Consider the following 14,574-nt stretch of genomic DNA (forward strand, 5'->3'; position numbering starts at 1 on the left):
TTTAAGTTCTAACGTCTTATGACCAACAAGAATGGAACAAAGTTCAAATCTAGTCTTTGCCTACGTGAAGAATCGCCAGGAACGCTTCTTGAGGCAGTTCTACGTTACCGATCTGCTTCATACGTTTCTTACCTTCTTTCTGCTTCTTCAGAAGTTTCTTCTTACGGCTCACGTCACCACCGTAACATTTCGCGATTACGTTCTTACGTAGCTGTTTAACGGTAGAGCGCGCGATAATGTGGTTACCGATGGCAGCCTGAATCGCGATATCAAACATCTGACGAGGGATGAATTCTTTCATCTTCTCAACCAACTGACGACCACGAGTCTGAGACTGATCTTTGTGCGTGATAAGCGCTAGTGCATCCACTTTGTCACCGTTTAGAAGTACGTCTACACGAACCATGTTCGACTCTTCAAAACGCTGGAAGTTGTAATCCAGAGACGCGTAACCGCGAGACGTTGACTTCAGACGATCGAAGAAGTCGAGAACCACCTCAGCCATTGGGATGTCGTAAGTCACTGCGACTTGGTTACCGTGGTAAACCATATCAACCTGAATACCACGCTTCTCCACACAAAGGGTGATAACGTTACCCAAGTAGTCAGCCGGTACCAGGATGTTACAACGTGCGATTGGTTCACGAATTTCAGCGATGTCGTTTATCGCAGGAAGTTTCGCCGGACTATCAACATAAAGAATATCGCCGTCTGTTTTCTTAACTTCGTAAACTACCGTTGGTGCTGTTGTGATCAGATCCAGATCGTATTCACGCTCAAGACGCTCTTGGATGATTTCCATGTGCAGCATACCAAGGAAACCACAACGGAAACCAAAGCCTAGTGCTGCCGAGTTTTCTGGCTCGTAGAACAATGATGCATCGTTTAGGCTAAGTTTGCCTAGTGCATCACGGAAGTTTTCGTAATCGTCAGACGCGACCGGGAACAGACCCGCGTATACCTGAGGTTTTACTTTCTTAAAGCCTGGTAGTGGTTTGTCACTGCCATTCTTAGCCGTCGTTAACGTATCACCGACTGGTGCACCCAGGATGTCTTTGATACCACAAACCACCCAGCCTACTTCACCAGTATTCAGAACATCAGTGTCCACTTGCTTCGGAGTAAAAATACCAAGACGGTCTACACCCCAAGCCTGGCCTGTACTCATCACTTTGATTTTTTCGTTTTTCTTCAGTGAACCATTTTTGATACGCACTAAAGACACTACGCCAAGGTAGTTATCAAACCATGAGTCGATGATCAGCGCTTGCAGTGGTCCATCTGGATCACCTTCCGGTGCCGGGATCGCTGATACAATGTTTTCCAGAACGTCATCAACACCCAGACCTGTTTTCGCAGAACAGCGGGTTGCGTCCATCGCGTCGATACCAACGATTTCTTCAATTTCTTCAGCAACACGATCTGGATCTGCTGCTGGTAGATCGATCTTGTTTAGGATTGGCACAACTTCCAGATCCATTTCGATCGCAGTGTAACAGTTAGCAAGTGTTTGCGCTTCTACACCCTGACCAGCATCAACCACCAATAGCGCGCCTTCACAAGCTGCCAGAGAACGTGATACTTCGTATGCAAAGTCTACGTGTCCCGGAGTATCGATGAAGTTCAGCTGATAGGTTTCACCGTCTTTAGCGGTGTAGTTTAGAGTCACACTCTGAGATTTGATGGTGATACCACGCTCACGTTCAAGATCCATAGAATCCAGAACCTGTGCGGCCATTTCACGATCGCTTAATCCTCCACAAACTTGGATTAAACGGTCTGACAGGGTCGACTTACCATGGTCGATGTGGGCGATAATCGAAAAGTTACGAATGTGCTTCATAGATTTAGGCTGACTAACTCTTTACAAATAAGGACAGTAAGAAAGCCATCACTGATGGCATTTCAATCAAGTTGGCCGATTCTACCGAATTTCGTTAACGGGCGCACGTAATTTAAGGTACATACCCAAATAACGTTGAGATGCGGAGGGCAAAGCTTAGTGGATGGGCTCGCCAAGTACTCTGATCAAAGTAACTTGACGCTGTGATTCATCTTCCAGCGGGCGTGAAATGCGTTTCGCTAACCACACGCCACCAGCGGCAAAAAGCACGGAAGATAAAATAATGATACCTTCTCCACCGGACATTAAAGGCGCAAACAATAGATGACCAAAGAGCGCGCCAAGTATCAAACCAAACAGCGGTAATAAGTACACGGCCATTGCAGATTTAATTAAGCTGGATTCAGGGAAGCCTATTTCAACTACCTGACCAATTTGCACTGATTTTTCTGTACGCAAATGCCATGACAAACTTTTATTTCCGATGGCCTTCGTCACCACACCAGTGCCGCAGCTTTTTTGTGAAGAACAGCTGCTGCAACTGGTTTGCTGCTCACAGCTCAAATCAATTTCATATTGCTTACCGTGACGCTGAACCCCTGTCACAGTCGCTAACGCTGTCATCATTGCACGTTACTCATGTTGCTCGTTACTGGTTACTGTTACTGGATACCTTAAATGTAACAGATTGAGCGATACGTTGCGCCGTTGCTGGTGGAATATCTCCGACAACAGAGATTTCATAATTACCACTGACGTAGCTATGCAGCGTTCTTCGTCCCTGACGAACCAGTTGACCTTTCAACGAGTGCTCATCTTTATTTGCTACATAGACAGAGAAACTAAATAAGCCATCTGAATACATTTGGCTCTCTACCATTTGGTCACTCACTGCCATACGGTATCGATTTAACTCGTTCGGCTGAAAACCATCGGGAGTCCAACCAACAACCCAATCACTGGTACTCATATCACCTTTCGGCATAGTGAGAACGGCAGGTAGTTGAACCTCTTCCAGTCCACTCATCAAGTCAGCAATTTTCGGATTAACCGTGTACGAGATGGTGCGGTATTGCTCCAAAACTTCACCATCACGATCGATAAGATCGGCGCGCAGTGGAAGCTTGCTCTTTTCGTCGATCCAAAGGATGTAGGAATAACGCAAACCATCTTTTGGTACGATACGTACAACCTGAGTCGCCACACCCGCTTCACGAGCTCGCCCAACTTGCACGTAATCGTAATAGAGGTTCAAGTCATCAATACTGGTGTTCAACATCGGAATAGTTGGAGCAACCATATTTCCCGACTCGATGGTAAACGGCTCCGATCCTGTTTCGATGTAGCTAACCTCATTACCACGACGAATGACTTCACGTACAGGTCCGCTTAAATAGACAAGATGCGCGTATTGAGCTTCACCATGAGTTGCATGGCGGTACAACAAAGGCTCAATGCTGTTCTTTTTGATAAGGATATAAGAGAGTTCGTAACTTAAATTCTTACTCGCCTCGCTCATTTGATGCAATAAAGCCTCCGCTGGCTCATCACCAGCAAAGGCTTGCGAAGACATCACACTGAACAGAGCGCAAGCGCTGATCAGAAATTTTTTCATTCAACATCCGAAGTCAGAGGTGCATCTTGCTGAGATACATCGCTGTTAATTCTTAATTGCAGTTCATAGTCTCGCAGCATAGCATGAACACGTTTACGTTGCTCCTGCATATTTGCTTCACCCATTGAACGCTCTACGGATTCACGAGTCAAGCTAACAGGTTCTGCACTGCCTGCAAACGGAATCGTCTGTAACACTGGAAGCTGTTCTGTTTGAGACGACGCAGGGTCACTGCCACCGTATTGCTGCACACCTAAAATGACGACTAGAGATACACATGCAGCAACAGCAACTTGCCCAAACTGAGTTAACCAACCTGGCAACTGACGTTTCGCTTTTTTCGGTTCTGGTTGCGACTCTCTAGGTGCGTCGGCAATTGAAATTACATTTGCACTGTGAGAATCAACAGAACGGTGCACTGGCTCGCTTTCTAACGCTAACGCCACGCTTTCAGCGATATTCCACTCAGGTTTTGCCGGCGCTTCGCCTCGCATCACATCCCCAATCAGGTGATAATTCTGCCAAGCTTCACGGCTCTCTTGATCTTGCCCTAATTCTTGAATTAAAGCCTTATCGATCAATTCTCCATCCATGAGAGCTGAAAGTTTTTCTTTGTCAGCCATTGTTTTCACCATAGTTATTACTTGTACTAGCGCTGTAAAAGAGGGTTGATTTTCTTTTCCACCGCTTCACGAGCACGGAAGATACGTGAGCGTACCGTTCCTACCGGGCAATCCATTACTTCAGCAATTTCCTCATAACTTAAGCCATCAAGCTCTCGTAATGTCATTGCTGTCTTTAAATCTTCAGGTAACGCATCTATTGCACTGAACACTACCCGTTGCAATTCTTTGGACAACGTTAAGTTCTCAGGGTTCGAAATTTCTTTAAGTGCATTACCTGTTTCGTAAAATTCAGCTTCTTCAGCATCAACATCGGTCGCTGGAGGTCTACGTCCTTGCGCCACAATGTGATTCTTCGCAGTATTCACCGCAATGCGATACAGCCACGTATAAAACGCACTTTCTCCACGAAAAGTGGGGATAGCTCGGTAAGCCTTAATAAATGCTTCTTGTGCTACATCTGGAACATCGCCAGGATTACTTACGTATCTGGAAATAAGATTGCATACCTTGTTCTGATACTTTATTACCAGCAGATTGAATGCTTGCTTATCGCCATTCTGAACTCGCTCAATCAATACTTGATCGGTCAGCTGCTCGTTCATTCGAGCGGATACTCCTATTTGTTATGCCCCTACTCTTCTCAGATATGGGTACTATTTATGCAAAACGTAGTATTGACACCACTGCTTACTTGAGCACTATTGTGACTGCAATGTGAAAGAGAAAGTTCCACAGGTTCTCAATTTTTTAGTCATTGTTTTTTCACAGTGTGATGTCATGCGCCAAATCCCATGTCTGCTTTACTTAAATCTAAGTTTGTCAGACGAGCATATTAAGGGGAAATGGGTATAATAAATGCCCCTCTGTACAAATTGTGCTGGGTAGAGCATGGAAAAGCAATGGCATTGAGAAACTATTACTTTTCATTTGCATGGCTGTTGGCTGTCTGAATAACGCGTTTTTAACTAAAACTCAGAGAATGTTCGTGTGTATCGGGGTACTTCGTCGACACATACCAAAAAGAAGAGTGGCTCAAGTCACCAGAGTAACTGCAATTTAGATGAACCTCCCAACCAGCCCTTAGTGACGGATGTCACGCTGATGAAAATGCACATGGTGTGCGAATAATATACAAGATAACGTTGTTGTCTTAGCTTGGGATTATGAAAGTAATATGAACACGAATCGTGAACATGAATGTGATGTGTTAGTGGTAGGGAGTGGCGCTGCAGGCTTGTCGTTAGCTTTACGTGTCGCGAACCACTGTAAAGTTATGGTACTGAGTAAAGGACCACGCAGCGAAGGGGCGACGTATTATGCGCAAGGCGGTATCGCAGCGGTGTTTGATGAATCGGATACAATCGAGTCACATGTCGAAGATACACAAATCGCAGGCGATGGTATTTGCGATGAAGAGACCGTAAGATTCATTGCAGAGCACTCTAAAGAGTGTGTTCAGTGGCTGATTGATGGCGGTGTGCCATTTGACCGCGAAGAAGACGACTCTGATGAAGAGCCTCGTTACCACCTGACTCGCGAAGGCGGCCACAGTTGTCGTCGTATTTTGCATGCTGCCGATGCAACCGGCATGGCCATGCAAACTTCCCTGCAAGATAACGCTCACAATCATCCCAACATTCATGTTCTTGAACGCCACAACGCGCTTGACCTTATCACTGAAGATAAAATTGGCGGTGATAAAAACAAAGTGATTGGCGCTTACATTTGGAACCGCAACGAGGAACACGTAGAAACGGTTCGTGCGAAGTTTGTGGTTCTTGCCACTGGTGGCGCTTCAAAAGTCTACCAATACACGTCAAACCCGGATGTGTCGTCTGGTGATGGTATTGCGATCGCGTGGCGTGCTGGCTGTCGTGTTGCCAACTTGGAATTCAATCAGTTCCACCCAACCTGTTTGTACCATCCTGAAGCGCGTAACTTCCTGCTTACAGAAGCACTGCGTGGTGAAGGTGCGTATTTACGTCGACCGGACGGTTCTCGTTTTATGCCAGACTTTGATGAGCGCAAAGAGTTAGCCCCGCGTGATGTTGTTGCTCGTGCGATCGACTTTGAAATGAAGCGTTTAGGTGCAGATTGCATGTACCTCGACATCAGCCATAAGCCTGCTGACTTCATCACTAAGCACTTCCCGACCATCTACTCACGTTTGATGGATTTGGGTATAGATATGACCAAAGAGCCAATCCCGATTGTTCCTGCGGCTCACTACACCTGTGGTGGCGTGATCGTAGACAGAAACGGCAGTACCGACCTTAAAAACTTATATGCGATTGGTGAAGTGAGCTATACCGGTCTGCATGGTGCAAACCGTATGGCATCAAACTCACTGTTAGAATGTGTGGTTTACGCCTGGTCTGCTGCAAAAGATATTCTTAAGCACCGCTCTGAAGTTGAGCTGGCTCCTCAATTACCTTGCTGGGACGAAAGTCAGGTCACCAATAGTGATGAAGAAGTGATTATTCAACATAACTGGCACGAACTGCGCCTGTTTATGTGGGACTACATGGGTATTGTACGCACAGATAAGCGTTTAGAGCGTGCATTGCGCCGTATCCAAATGCTGCAGCAAGAGACGCATGAATACTACAGTAACTTCCGTGTATCCAACAACTTGCTTGAGCTGCGTAACCTACTGCAAGTTGCAGAGCTAATGGTACGCTGTGCGATGCAACGTAAAGAGAGCCGTGGATTGCACTACACACTGGATTACCCAGACCAATTAGAAAATAGCGGCCCAACCATTCTCGTGCCTGCCAAGCAGGATAGCGAAAAATGACCCTTCAACAAGGAGCCTCGGCTCCTTGTTTCATTTTCCACTGCCGCAATACGATAACAAGTTGACGATATTGCTGATCAAAACAGCTGTCTCGCCACACGGTCACGCTATCACCAGATCCCAGTGTAAAAGACACTTTTAAAGGGAAAGCCGAAATGTCGGCGCTTCTTAGCTGTGTTTTCCCTGATTCACTTCTTACTGTCCCATCGCAATGAACGAACCACCGTCCTTGACTAGCAGGAATAACCGAGCCGTGTTCAAAGCACAGTTTGACAACCATTAATAACAAATAAATCGATAATACGATGGGGATGTCAGAGAAGGTGACGGCCCAAGTCATGAGGATGAGAAAAATGATATGAATGACTTGGGCAGCAATAGATGGGGAAAGTGTAAGATTAACGGACTTTGCTGAGGTTGTGGGCGACAATTTTATCCACCATCGAGGCATGACCTAGGTTTTCACTACGACCATGTCCCATAATCCAGGTAAACAGATCAGGATCGTCACACTCAAGCAGAGAAACAAAATCATGCTGCTCCTGTTCACTCAGCGCATCAAAGCACTCTTCAAAAAACGGCATAATCACCACATCAAGCTCAAGCATTCCACGACGGCAAGCCCATTTAATACGCGCTTTTTCTTCCGGAGTGTACATTCATTATTCCTTCATAGATGTCTTGTTGTTAGTGCGGAGTGTAACAAGGGATGTGCTACGCAACTAGTGTACCGGTCACAATACGCGAACCAAACACCTTGGGTTACTTGAGTATAATCAAAGCTGACAAATGCTTATTCTCGAATTAACATAGCTGAAAAACATCTTCAAAAGGCATTGTAATCATGGAATGGCAAACTCGCTTTTCAGCTCTATCTCTCTCAACTCAAGATACTTTACCCGAGCTATCTGTCTCATTACTAGACAACCTAGGTATGATCACCATGGTGGGTGATGATAAAAAATCATACTTACACGGACAGGTAACCTGCGATGTCGTTTCTCTAGAGAAAGACCAATCGACACTTGGGGCACATTGTGATGCCAAAGGCAAAGTGTGGAGTGTTTTCCGTTTATTCCATCACCACGATGGTTACGGCCTGATCCAGCCGAAATCCGCCATTGAAGTCGAGCTAAAAGAAATTAAAAAGTACGCCGTATTTTCTAAAGTGACCATCGAGGAATCAAACGACATCATCCTTGGTGTAGCAGGAAGCAACGCCGATGCTTTTATCGCTAGCCTAAGTGAGGCCACTGGGGACGTACGCGGAATTAACGGTGGCACGGCGGTCAAAGTCGCAGATAACCGCTGGTTACTCGTCCTGACTAGTGAAGCTGCTCAGTCATTGGCAGAAAACAGTCAGGCAACACTGACTACTCATGAACTTTGGAACCGTTTTGATATTGAAGCGGCACTGCCATTTGTACCAGCAGCCGCGCAAAACGAGCACATTCCACAAGCACTCAATGTACAAGCACTTGGTGGGATTAGCTTCACCAAAGGCTGCTACACCGGGCAAGAAACCGTAGCTCGAGCAAAATACCGTGGTATTAATAAGCGTGCGATGTACATCGTCAAAGGCGCAACTGAGTCGAACCTAAATAATGAACCAGTAGAATTAGAGCGTAGCGTTGGCGAGAACTGGCGTTCAGTCGGAGCTCTGCTGACGCATTACCAGTTTAATGACAATCAGGCGATCGGCTTAATTGTTCTGCCAAATAACTTAGATGACGATACTCGCTTACGCTTGGTTGCGCAGCCTGAGTGTGAATGGGTTATCGCCGAACTGCCTTACAGCCTTGAAGATGAGTAAGGCTATTCATACTCCTTTGATGCAGTTCCTTGCAGAAAGGAATATAACGTTCCGATTGCTACCGCATCAAACACCCGCAATAACCATTGAGGATGCCGCGCAACAACGCGGCATTCGCCCCTCCCAGATGGTGAAAGCAATTTTACTGCGCGACATGGGGAATCTTTATGCACTCGCCTGTGCGCCAGGTGACCGTAGTGTCGACCCCAAAAAAGTTCGTTCTCTTCTCCAATGTCGACGTATGACTTGCGTCGATCAAGCGGATGTTGAAAGCATTACTGGTTATAAAATTGGCACAGTCACACCACTTTTACTTAAACATCAAATACCTGTCGTATTTGACCGCAGCCTTTTTGATGAAAGGGAAGTAACGATCAGCAGCGGTGACAGAATGGCCGGACTCGCCTTATCAATCGACGATCTTGCCAGATTATGCCTACCAACCATAGCGGATATCTGCCGATAACTCAGCCCAACTATGTAACCGATTGCAAGCCCAAAAACCTACAGTGATCAAGATCACATTTTGTATCATCATTACAAGAATTTTTAATCATTTTTAAAACATAAATAGTCACCAACAAAAAACTCGTATATGATGCTCGCGTTGGTTAAGTTTTCAACAGGACTTAACCGACATAAAGTGGTTTCGCTGATATCCATGACAATATTTGTTCAATCAGCAGCCCACTTTTGTGTAATGCATCTGTGACTATTCGCCCGCTAAAGCGGGCATTTTTTTGTATGAACTTTTTCTACACCTTTTCATCTAACATTTTGTGACAGGGTATTAAAACGGAATGAGTGTTGAAAAAGAAACATTTACCAAACATTCATTTTGCTTCTATTCTTAATCCTGTAACAAAACTATTGCTTAATGCCACACGTAAGAAGGAGTACAGAACAAATTAATCTTCCTTCACAGGTGATATTTGAGTTAAACCTCACGTTATTTGAGATATACAACTGTCAATTTGTTTGTGGCAGCACAAATATCTAAATTGTTACATTTCATCTGTACTTAGTTGTATTGCCATCACAATAATTTCGCGTCAAAAACGTAGAATAACCTGAGCTAGGTAAGAGAAAAGGAAAGTAAATATGAGACTGTTTAAGCGCTATACTCCAGGTATGATTGCTAAACATATAAGTCGTCTTTTTAAAGGAAGAATTTATATTTACGGGGTCGGTAGGTTTGAGTTTGATAACGGGAAACTGATACTGCCTGAAAAAGCGGAACAGCGTCATTTCAGAGCAGTAAAAGAGATCAACCAGGAAATCATGAAACTCCGATGCGCATATGCTTAGCTAAACATCGATGATAAAAAGGCTGAATGATTCAGCCTTTTTTTGCACTGTGTACCCGTCCTAAATAAAATTATTTACTGGCGAGCCAGCTCAGGTAGATGTCCTTTCAAACCAAGAGCTCGCTTCATGATCTCATCTTTCGCCCCAGGCAGTTGACCCGCTAAACTCAAGCCAATACCACGAAATAACTTCTTAGCCGGGTTATCACCAGTGAACAAATCACGGAATCCTTGCATGGCGGCAATCATCTTGGCGGCTTCGGCTTTACGCCAGCGCTCGTATGCACGAAGGTTGCGCTTACTGCCAATATCCTGCCCCTGTTTCCACAGAGTTAAGACTTCCTGAGCTAGACTTGCCGCATCCAGAAGTCCAAGATTTACGCCCTGTCCAGCAAGTGGATGAATGGTATGGGCAGCATCGCCAACCAATGCTACACGTTCTACGACAAAGTCACGTGCGTAACGCATTTTCAGCGGAAACGCAGCTCGCTCACCCACTACTTCACATAAGCCGAGTCGCGCATCGAATTCACTGGTTAGCGCTTTATTGAATTCACGCTCACCCATAGCAAGCAGTTGTTCTGCCCTGTCTGGCTCTGTCGACCAAACAATAGAACACATATTAGGATGAGACATTGGCAACAGCGCCAATGGGCCGTGAGGTGTGAAAATTTGACGCGCAATATTGTTGTGAGGTTCTGCAGTTTTGACATTTGCGACCAGAGCGTTATGACCATAATTCCAATGAGTTAGCGGAATATCCATCTGATTACGCAACCAAGAGTTCGCACCATCCGCTCCGACTACCAACTTCGCCGTCATTGCTTGTCCGTTATCCAGCGTTAGCCAACTCTCCTGCTCACCAACCGCTAAGGTAGCGCAACGGGCGGGCATAAACAGCTTCACGTTGTCCTGTTGTTGAACTTGTTCCAGCAGTGCCAGTTGAATCACTCTGTTTTCAACAATATGACCCAAATCAGGCTGAGCCATACTTTGCGCATCAAACTCTATTTTGGCAAAACTGTCCTGTTCCCAAACCTCCATACCATAGTACGGAGAGGCTCTACGCTGTTCGATACCCTGCCAGGCTCCGAGCTTACGCAATATGGTTTCACTAGAGCGGCTCAATGCAGAAACGCGCACATCGGGTAGTTCATTAAGCTTATCGTCAGGTACGCTGCCTTCAATAACCGCGATACGCAGATCACTGTCTTTGAAAGCGGCAGCAAGCGCCAACCCAACCATCCCACCGCCGATGATGGCGATATCTACACTTTGCATCATTGCTTTTACTTACCTAATAACTGATTTTATCTAGGAGCTGATTGTACCTAACAACGGATTGTACCTAAGAACTGATAGCTATCTAATTCGTTGCAACCGATCATCTTTTCACTAAGCCGAGAGTATGACGTAGAAGTGGCTGCTTAAAAATAGAAAGGTTATCCATCGCTGCTAAAGCGGCATTACGTCCGATTCGCATCGCGGGTAAATCATTGGAAAAAATATGCACGAGCGAGCTCGTTAACCAGATGGTTTCGCTACGATCGGCTTCACGACGTTGACTAAAACGCATTAAGCCCTGATAACGCCCTGCATCATCACTCTGCTTGACCACTTCTTCAGCGAGAGACACGACATCACGAATTCCAAGGTTGAAACCTTGCCCCGCGATTGGATGAAGCGTTTGGGCTGCATTACCTACTATCGCAAAACGGTGCGAAATGTTCTGCTTGCGGTGACGCAGTAATAGAGGATAGCTTGCACGCTGCCCTACTTTCTTCAGGGAACCTAACCGCCAGCCAAAATCTTGCTGCAGACGTGCGAGAAAATCGCTATCTGAAAGCGCTAATACCGCTTGCGCTTCGTCTGGATGCAAACACCACACTAACGACATACGATTGTCGCTCATCGGCAGTAAGGCAACAGGACCATTCTCTGTAAAACGCTCAAACGCGTGGCCTTGATGGGGCTCCTGAGGCAAAATATTTGCAATCACAGCAACTTGCTCGAAGTCGTGCTCAGAAAGCTCTAAACCAATTTGCTGGCAACACTGAGAGACAGCCCCATCAGCGGCAACTAAAAGTTTCGCAACCAGTTTTTCACCGCTGCTTAGTTCAACACTGGTGTGATCTTGCTCTCGCTCGATATAGGTGACGGAATCTGGGCAGAAGAAATCTATTGAAGCACTCTTTGACAGCAGATTCTGGTACACACGGCCAACATCTGCTAATTCAACGACGTACCCGAGGGCTTCTACCCCAACTTCTTGCCTGGTGATGTCCGTCATCCCTGCATGAGAGCGATCGGAAACATGAATATGTTCAATTGGCGTCGCAAACGGCTCAATGCCTGACCACAGCTGTAAATGGCGTAACAGGTTAACCGTGCCATATGACAACGCTATCGAGCGTGAATCAAACCCCGGGTGAGCATCTGACTGAGCCTTAAATGGCTCAATGACAGCAATGCGTAGAGCCGCCTTGGATAAGTGTTCAATCGCCAGTGCCAACGTCGCCCCAGCCATAGCACCACCAGCAATGACCACATCATATTGCCTCATGCTTACCTCTGCTGAACATTTTATGATTAATGGATAGTTGGTTTGTTGTCGCTGCTTTCAGGGCGCGCACCAAACTCGGCATGGATAGTTAGTACACAAGCTTTTACGTGTTCGATCACTTGTTCAAGCAATTGTGCCTGTTCACCGAGGTCATCATCTTCATCAATGCCAAGCTTGGCAATTTCTTCTAAGTCAGCCAATGCTTCTTTCACATCGTCAGACGCTTTACCTAGCGTAATTCCAGCCAAGCCAAGACCAGAGATAAAATGGTTAACAAAATCGGATAAGCCATCGGCTAAAGCAAACAAACCTTCTTCGCCTGACTCATCTGGCAGTAATAGCGTCAACTCCATTGAAGAACCCGTGAGTTCATCAGCAGTTACCTTGAACACACTCTGTGCAAATGCCAGAGCCGTTGTTGGCCATCCCATGCCATCGTTGGTGTAGTCAAACAAAATTGGTTGCCAGGTTTGATCGTTAATCGCCAATCCACCACTTAGCATGCCGACAAGCAAACCGTGCAACTCAGCAGGAGTCACTGCGAGACTTGCAGATTGTAGTTCAGCAGCAATAGATTGGTATTCAGGAAGGGTGATTTCACTCATAGCTTGGCTCATTCTTGCGTAATTATGTATCGACATATCCTACCATCAAGCCTAGTCGTCCGAAACGACTATCAAAATCATTTTGGACACCATTTGTTCAATTTGCCGAATTCCTGTGTGATCACGTCATCATTTCTCTTTCTGTGATGGGAAATGCTTGAATCTTAAATGCGGTTTTCCTATAGTTTCCTCCTCGGTAGTTGTATAGAGCAACACCTTAGATAGCGCGAATATAGAGTTTATTCATCATGAGCAACCAAGCGATCGACGTTCAAATATTAGGCAAAGTAACACGAGTAAATTGTCCAGCAGGGCAAGAGGACTCTCTCGTTGCAGCGGCAAAAGATCTCGATCGCCGATTGAAAGAGATGAGCAATCGTACTAAGGTAACCAATGAAACTCAGCTACTGACATTTGCCGCATTAAACATTTGTTATGAATTGCAGACTAAATCATACGAATCGAGCGGCCAACAGCAAGAAATGACGGAGCGAATGGAAAAGCTCACAGCGTCTTTAGAAAGCGCACTAAGTAAAGTTACGCAAGGACAGCAGTAGATACAAAATTTACCCTGGGGTGTGCGTCAGCAGGATGTAAGTCCCCGAGCCGATAAGCAATACCTAAGGGTTAGTACTTGATGACTATTGAGCAAGCTTGGCATGTACCGAGAAGCCTACGGTTATCATTGCTGATCCGCCTTGAACTAGCTGGTTCAAGGGCCACAATCCTCAACGGCACCCTGGGGTATCCTCTATGTCTCAACTATCTCGACAAGATTTTCGCAAACTGATTCGTGAAAAACGTAACGCGCTGTGTAGCGATACGCAGTTCCAGGCTGCTCTCGATCTAGTCAATCAGTTCTCTCAACTTCCTGAAATTCAACGCTCGCAACATATCGCGATTTACCTCTCTGCGGATGGTGAACTGGATACCAAGCCACTTATCGAATGGTTATGGCAGCAAGGGAAGTCGATTTACCTGCCAGTTATCCACCCATTTTCCAAAGGTCAGCTGCTGTTTCATCAGTATGTTAGCGACGATCAACTGGTTTACAATAAGTATGGCATTCTTGAGCCTAGGCTCGATATCCGTCACCTGATGCCCGTTCGTCAGCTTGATCTTATCTGCACACCGTTAGTGGGCTTTGACAGTATTGGCCACCGCTTGGGCATGGGCGGTGGATATTACGATCGGACACTTTCTCGTTGGTTTGCGACCGGCGAAGGTGCGGTGCCTGTTGGTATTGCCCACGATTGCCAGCACGTCGATCGCCTGCCCATTGAAAGTTGGGATATTCCGCTGCCCAAGATCGTGACCCCAAGCCGAATCTGGCAATGGGAAAACTAACACTTACCCGCTATAATCACGCCGCAAATGTTAACGAACATCTATTCAGGAGATTGGC

General features: G+C 45.9%; 16 protein-coding genes and 1 other RNA gene. 7 read left to right on the forward strand and 10 right to left on the reverse strand.

All coding sequences use genetic code 11. The features are described from left to right. Nucleotides 1-49: 49 nt before the first annotated feature. From lepA to rpoE, 5 genes are all read right to left on the reverse strand, one after another. Nucleotides 50-1,843, reverse strand: a complete 1,794-nt coding sequence (gene lepA / locus ACWYU8_RS04195; RefSeq protein WP_457517444.1) for a translation elongation factor 4 — start codon at nt 1,841-1,843, stop codon at nt 50-52. A 156-nt stretch (nt 1,844-1,999) separates the two neighbouring features. After that, nucleotides 2,000-2,470, reverse strand: coding sequence for a SoxR reducing system RseC family protein (locus ACWYU8_RS04200; RefSeq protein WP_457517446.1), 471 nt, complete (start codon nt 2,468-2,470; stop codon nt 2,000-2,002). A 22-nt stretch (nt 2,471-2,492) separates the two neighbouring features. Beyond that, nucleotides 2,493-3,458 (reverse strand): sigma-E factor regulatory protein RseB, encoded by a 966-nt coding sequence (gene rseB, locus ACWYU8_RS04205; RefSeq protein ID WP_457517448.1) that lies wholly within the window; start codon nt 3,456-3,458, stop codon nt 2,493-2,495. Next, the gene (locus tag ACWYU8_RS04210) at nt 3,455-4,081 is read right to left on the reverse strand and encodes an RseA family anti-sigma factor (RefSeq protein ID WP_457517449.1); all 627 of its coding nucleotides are present in this window, start codon (nt 4,079-4,081) and stop codon (nt 3,455-3,457) included. Before ACWYU8_RS04210 ends, rseB begins: the two co-directional genes overlap by 4 nt. 26 nt (nt 4,082-4,107) lie before the next feature. After that, nucleotides 4,108-4,686 (reverse strand): RNA polymerase sigma factor RpoE, encoded by a 579-nt coding sequence (gene rpoE / locus ACWYU8_RS04215; protein WP_457517451.1) that lies wholly within the window; start codon nt 4,684-4,686, stop codon nt 4,108-4,110. Between the two features lie 572 nt (nt 4,687-5,258). Here rpoE and nadB point away from each other — a divergent pair. Continuing rightward, nucleotides 5,259-6,881, forward strand: coding sequence for an L-aspartate oxidase (gene nadB / locus ACWYU8_RS04220; RefSeq protein WP_457517453.1), 1,623 nt, complete (start codon nt 5,259-5,261; stop codon nt 6,879-6,881). 4 nt (nt 6,882-6,885) lie between these two features. Here the strand turns inward: nadB and ACWYU8_RS04225 are convergent, their stop codons facing one another. Continuing rightward, the gene (locus ACWYU8_RS04225; protein ID WP_457517454.1) at nt 6,886-7,332 is read right to left on the reverse strand and encodes a protein YgfX; all 447 of its coding nucleotides are present in this window, start codon (nt 7,330-7,332) and stop codon (nt 6,886-6,888) included. Continuing rightward, nucleotides 7,280-7,540 (reverse strand): FAD assembly factor SdhE, encoded by a 261-nt coding sequence (locus ACWYU8_RS04230; protein WP_182011201.1) that lies wholly within the window; start codon nt 7,538-7,540, stop codon nt 7,280-7,282. Before ACWYU8_RS04230 ends, ACWYU8_RS04225 begins: the two co-directional genes overlap by 53 nt. A 185-nt stretch (nt 7,541-7,725) precedes the next feature. Here ACWYU8_RS04230 and ygfZ point away from each other — a divergent pair, with 185 nt between their 5' ends. The 3 genes from ygfZ (at nt 7,726) to ACWYU8_RS04245 (ending at nt 10,002) form a co-directional block, all read left to right on the forward strand. After that, complete coding sequence (ygfZ, locus tag ACWYU8_RS04235; protein WP_457517456.1) at nt 7,726-8,694, forward strand: tRNA-modifying protein YgfZ; 969 nt, start codon at nt 7,726-7,728, stop codon at nt 8,692-8,694. Continuing rightward, nucleotides 8,687-9,160 (forward strand): aminoacyl-tRNA deacylase, encoded by a 474-nt coding sequence (locus ACWYU8_RS04240; RefSeq protein ID WP_457517458.1) that lies wholly within the window; start codon nt 8,687-8,689, stop codon nt 9,158-9,160. The genes ygfZ and ACWYU8_RS04240 overlap by 8 nt, the downstream gene beginning before the upstream one ends. Before the next feature lie 635 nt (nt 9,161-9,795). Continuing rightward, the gene (locus ACWYU8_RS04245; protein ID WP_041153835.1) at nt 9,796-10,002 is read left to right on the forward strand and encodes a DUF1107 domain-containing protein; all 207 of its coding nucleotides are present in this window, start codon (nt 9,796-9,798) and stop codon (nt 10,000-10,002) included. 74 nt (nt 10,003-10,076) lie between these two features. Here ACWYU8_RS04245 and ACWYU8_RS04250 read toward each other — a convergent pair whose 3' ends face one another. From ACWYU8_RS04250 to ACWYU8_RS04260, 3 genes are all read right to left on the reverse strand, one after another. Further along, nucleotides 10,077-11,285 carry an FAD-dependent 2-octaprenylphenol hydroxylase gene (locus tag ACWYU8_RS04250; RefSeq protein WP_457517460.1) on the reverse strand — a complete coding sequence of 403 codons (1,209 nt, stop codon included), beginning with the start codon at nt 11,283-11,285 and terminating at the stop codon, nt 10,077-10,079. Between the two features lie 100 nt (nt 11,286-11,385). Next, the gene (gene ubiH, locus ACWYU8_RS04255) at nt 11,386-12,564 is read right to left on the reverse strand and encodes a 2-octaprenyl-6-methoxyphenyl hydroxylase (protein WP_457517462.1); all 1,179 of its coding nucleotides are present in this window, start codon (nt 12,562-12,564) and stop codon (nt 11,386-11,388) included. Nucleotides 12,565-12,590: 26 nt separating this feature from the next. Then, nucleotides 12,591-13,169, reverse strand: coding sequence for a YecA/YgfB family protein (locus ACWYU8_RS04260; RefSeq protein ID WP_457517464.1), 579 nt, complete (start codon nt 13,167-13,169; stop codon nt 12,591-12,593). Between the two features lie 248 nt (nt 13,170-13,417). On the opposite strand from ACWYU8_RS04260, the gene ACWYU8_RS04265 reads away from it, so the two are divergent. The 3 genes from ACWYU8_RS04265 to ACWYU8_RS04275 all read left to right on the forward strand — a co-directional run bounded on the left by ACWYU8_RS04265 (nt 13,418) and on the right by ACWYU8_RS04275 (nt 14,516). After that, on the forward strand, nt 13,418-13,726 hold the full coding sequence (locus ACWYU8_RS04265) for a cell division protein ZapA (RefSeq protein WP_457517465.1): 309 nt from the start codon (nt 13,418-13,420) through the stop codon (nt 13,724-13,726). An 8-nt stretch (nt 13,727-13,734) separates the two neighbouring features. Beyond that, nucleotides 13,735-13,919: non-coding RNA, 6S RNA (gene ssrS / locus ACWYU8_RS04270), on the forward strand. 3 nt (nt 13,920-13,922) lie between these two features. Next, a complete protein-coding gene (locus tag ACWYU8_RS04275) occupies nt 13,923-14,516 on the forward strand; it encodes a 5-formyltetrahydrofolate cyclo-ligase (RefSeq protein ID WP_457517467.1) in 594 nt (197 codons plus the stop codon). The last annotated feature ends 58 nt before the right edge of the window (nt 14,517-14,574 follow it).

Source organism: Vibrio limimangrovi (assembly GCF_054064025.1).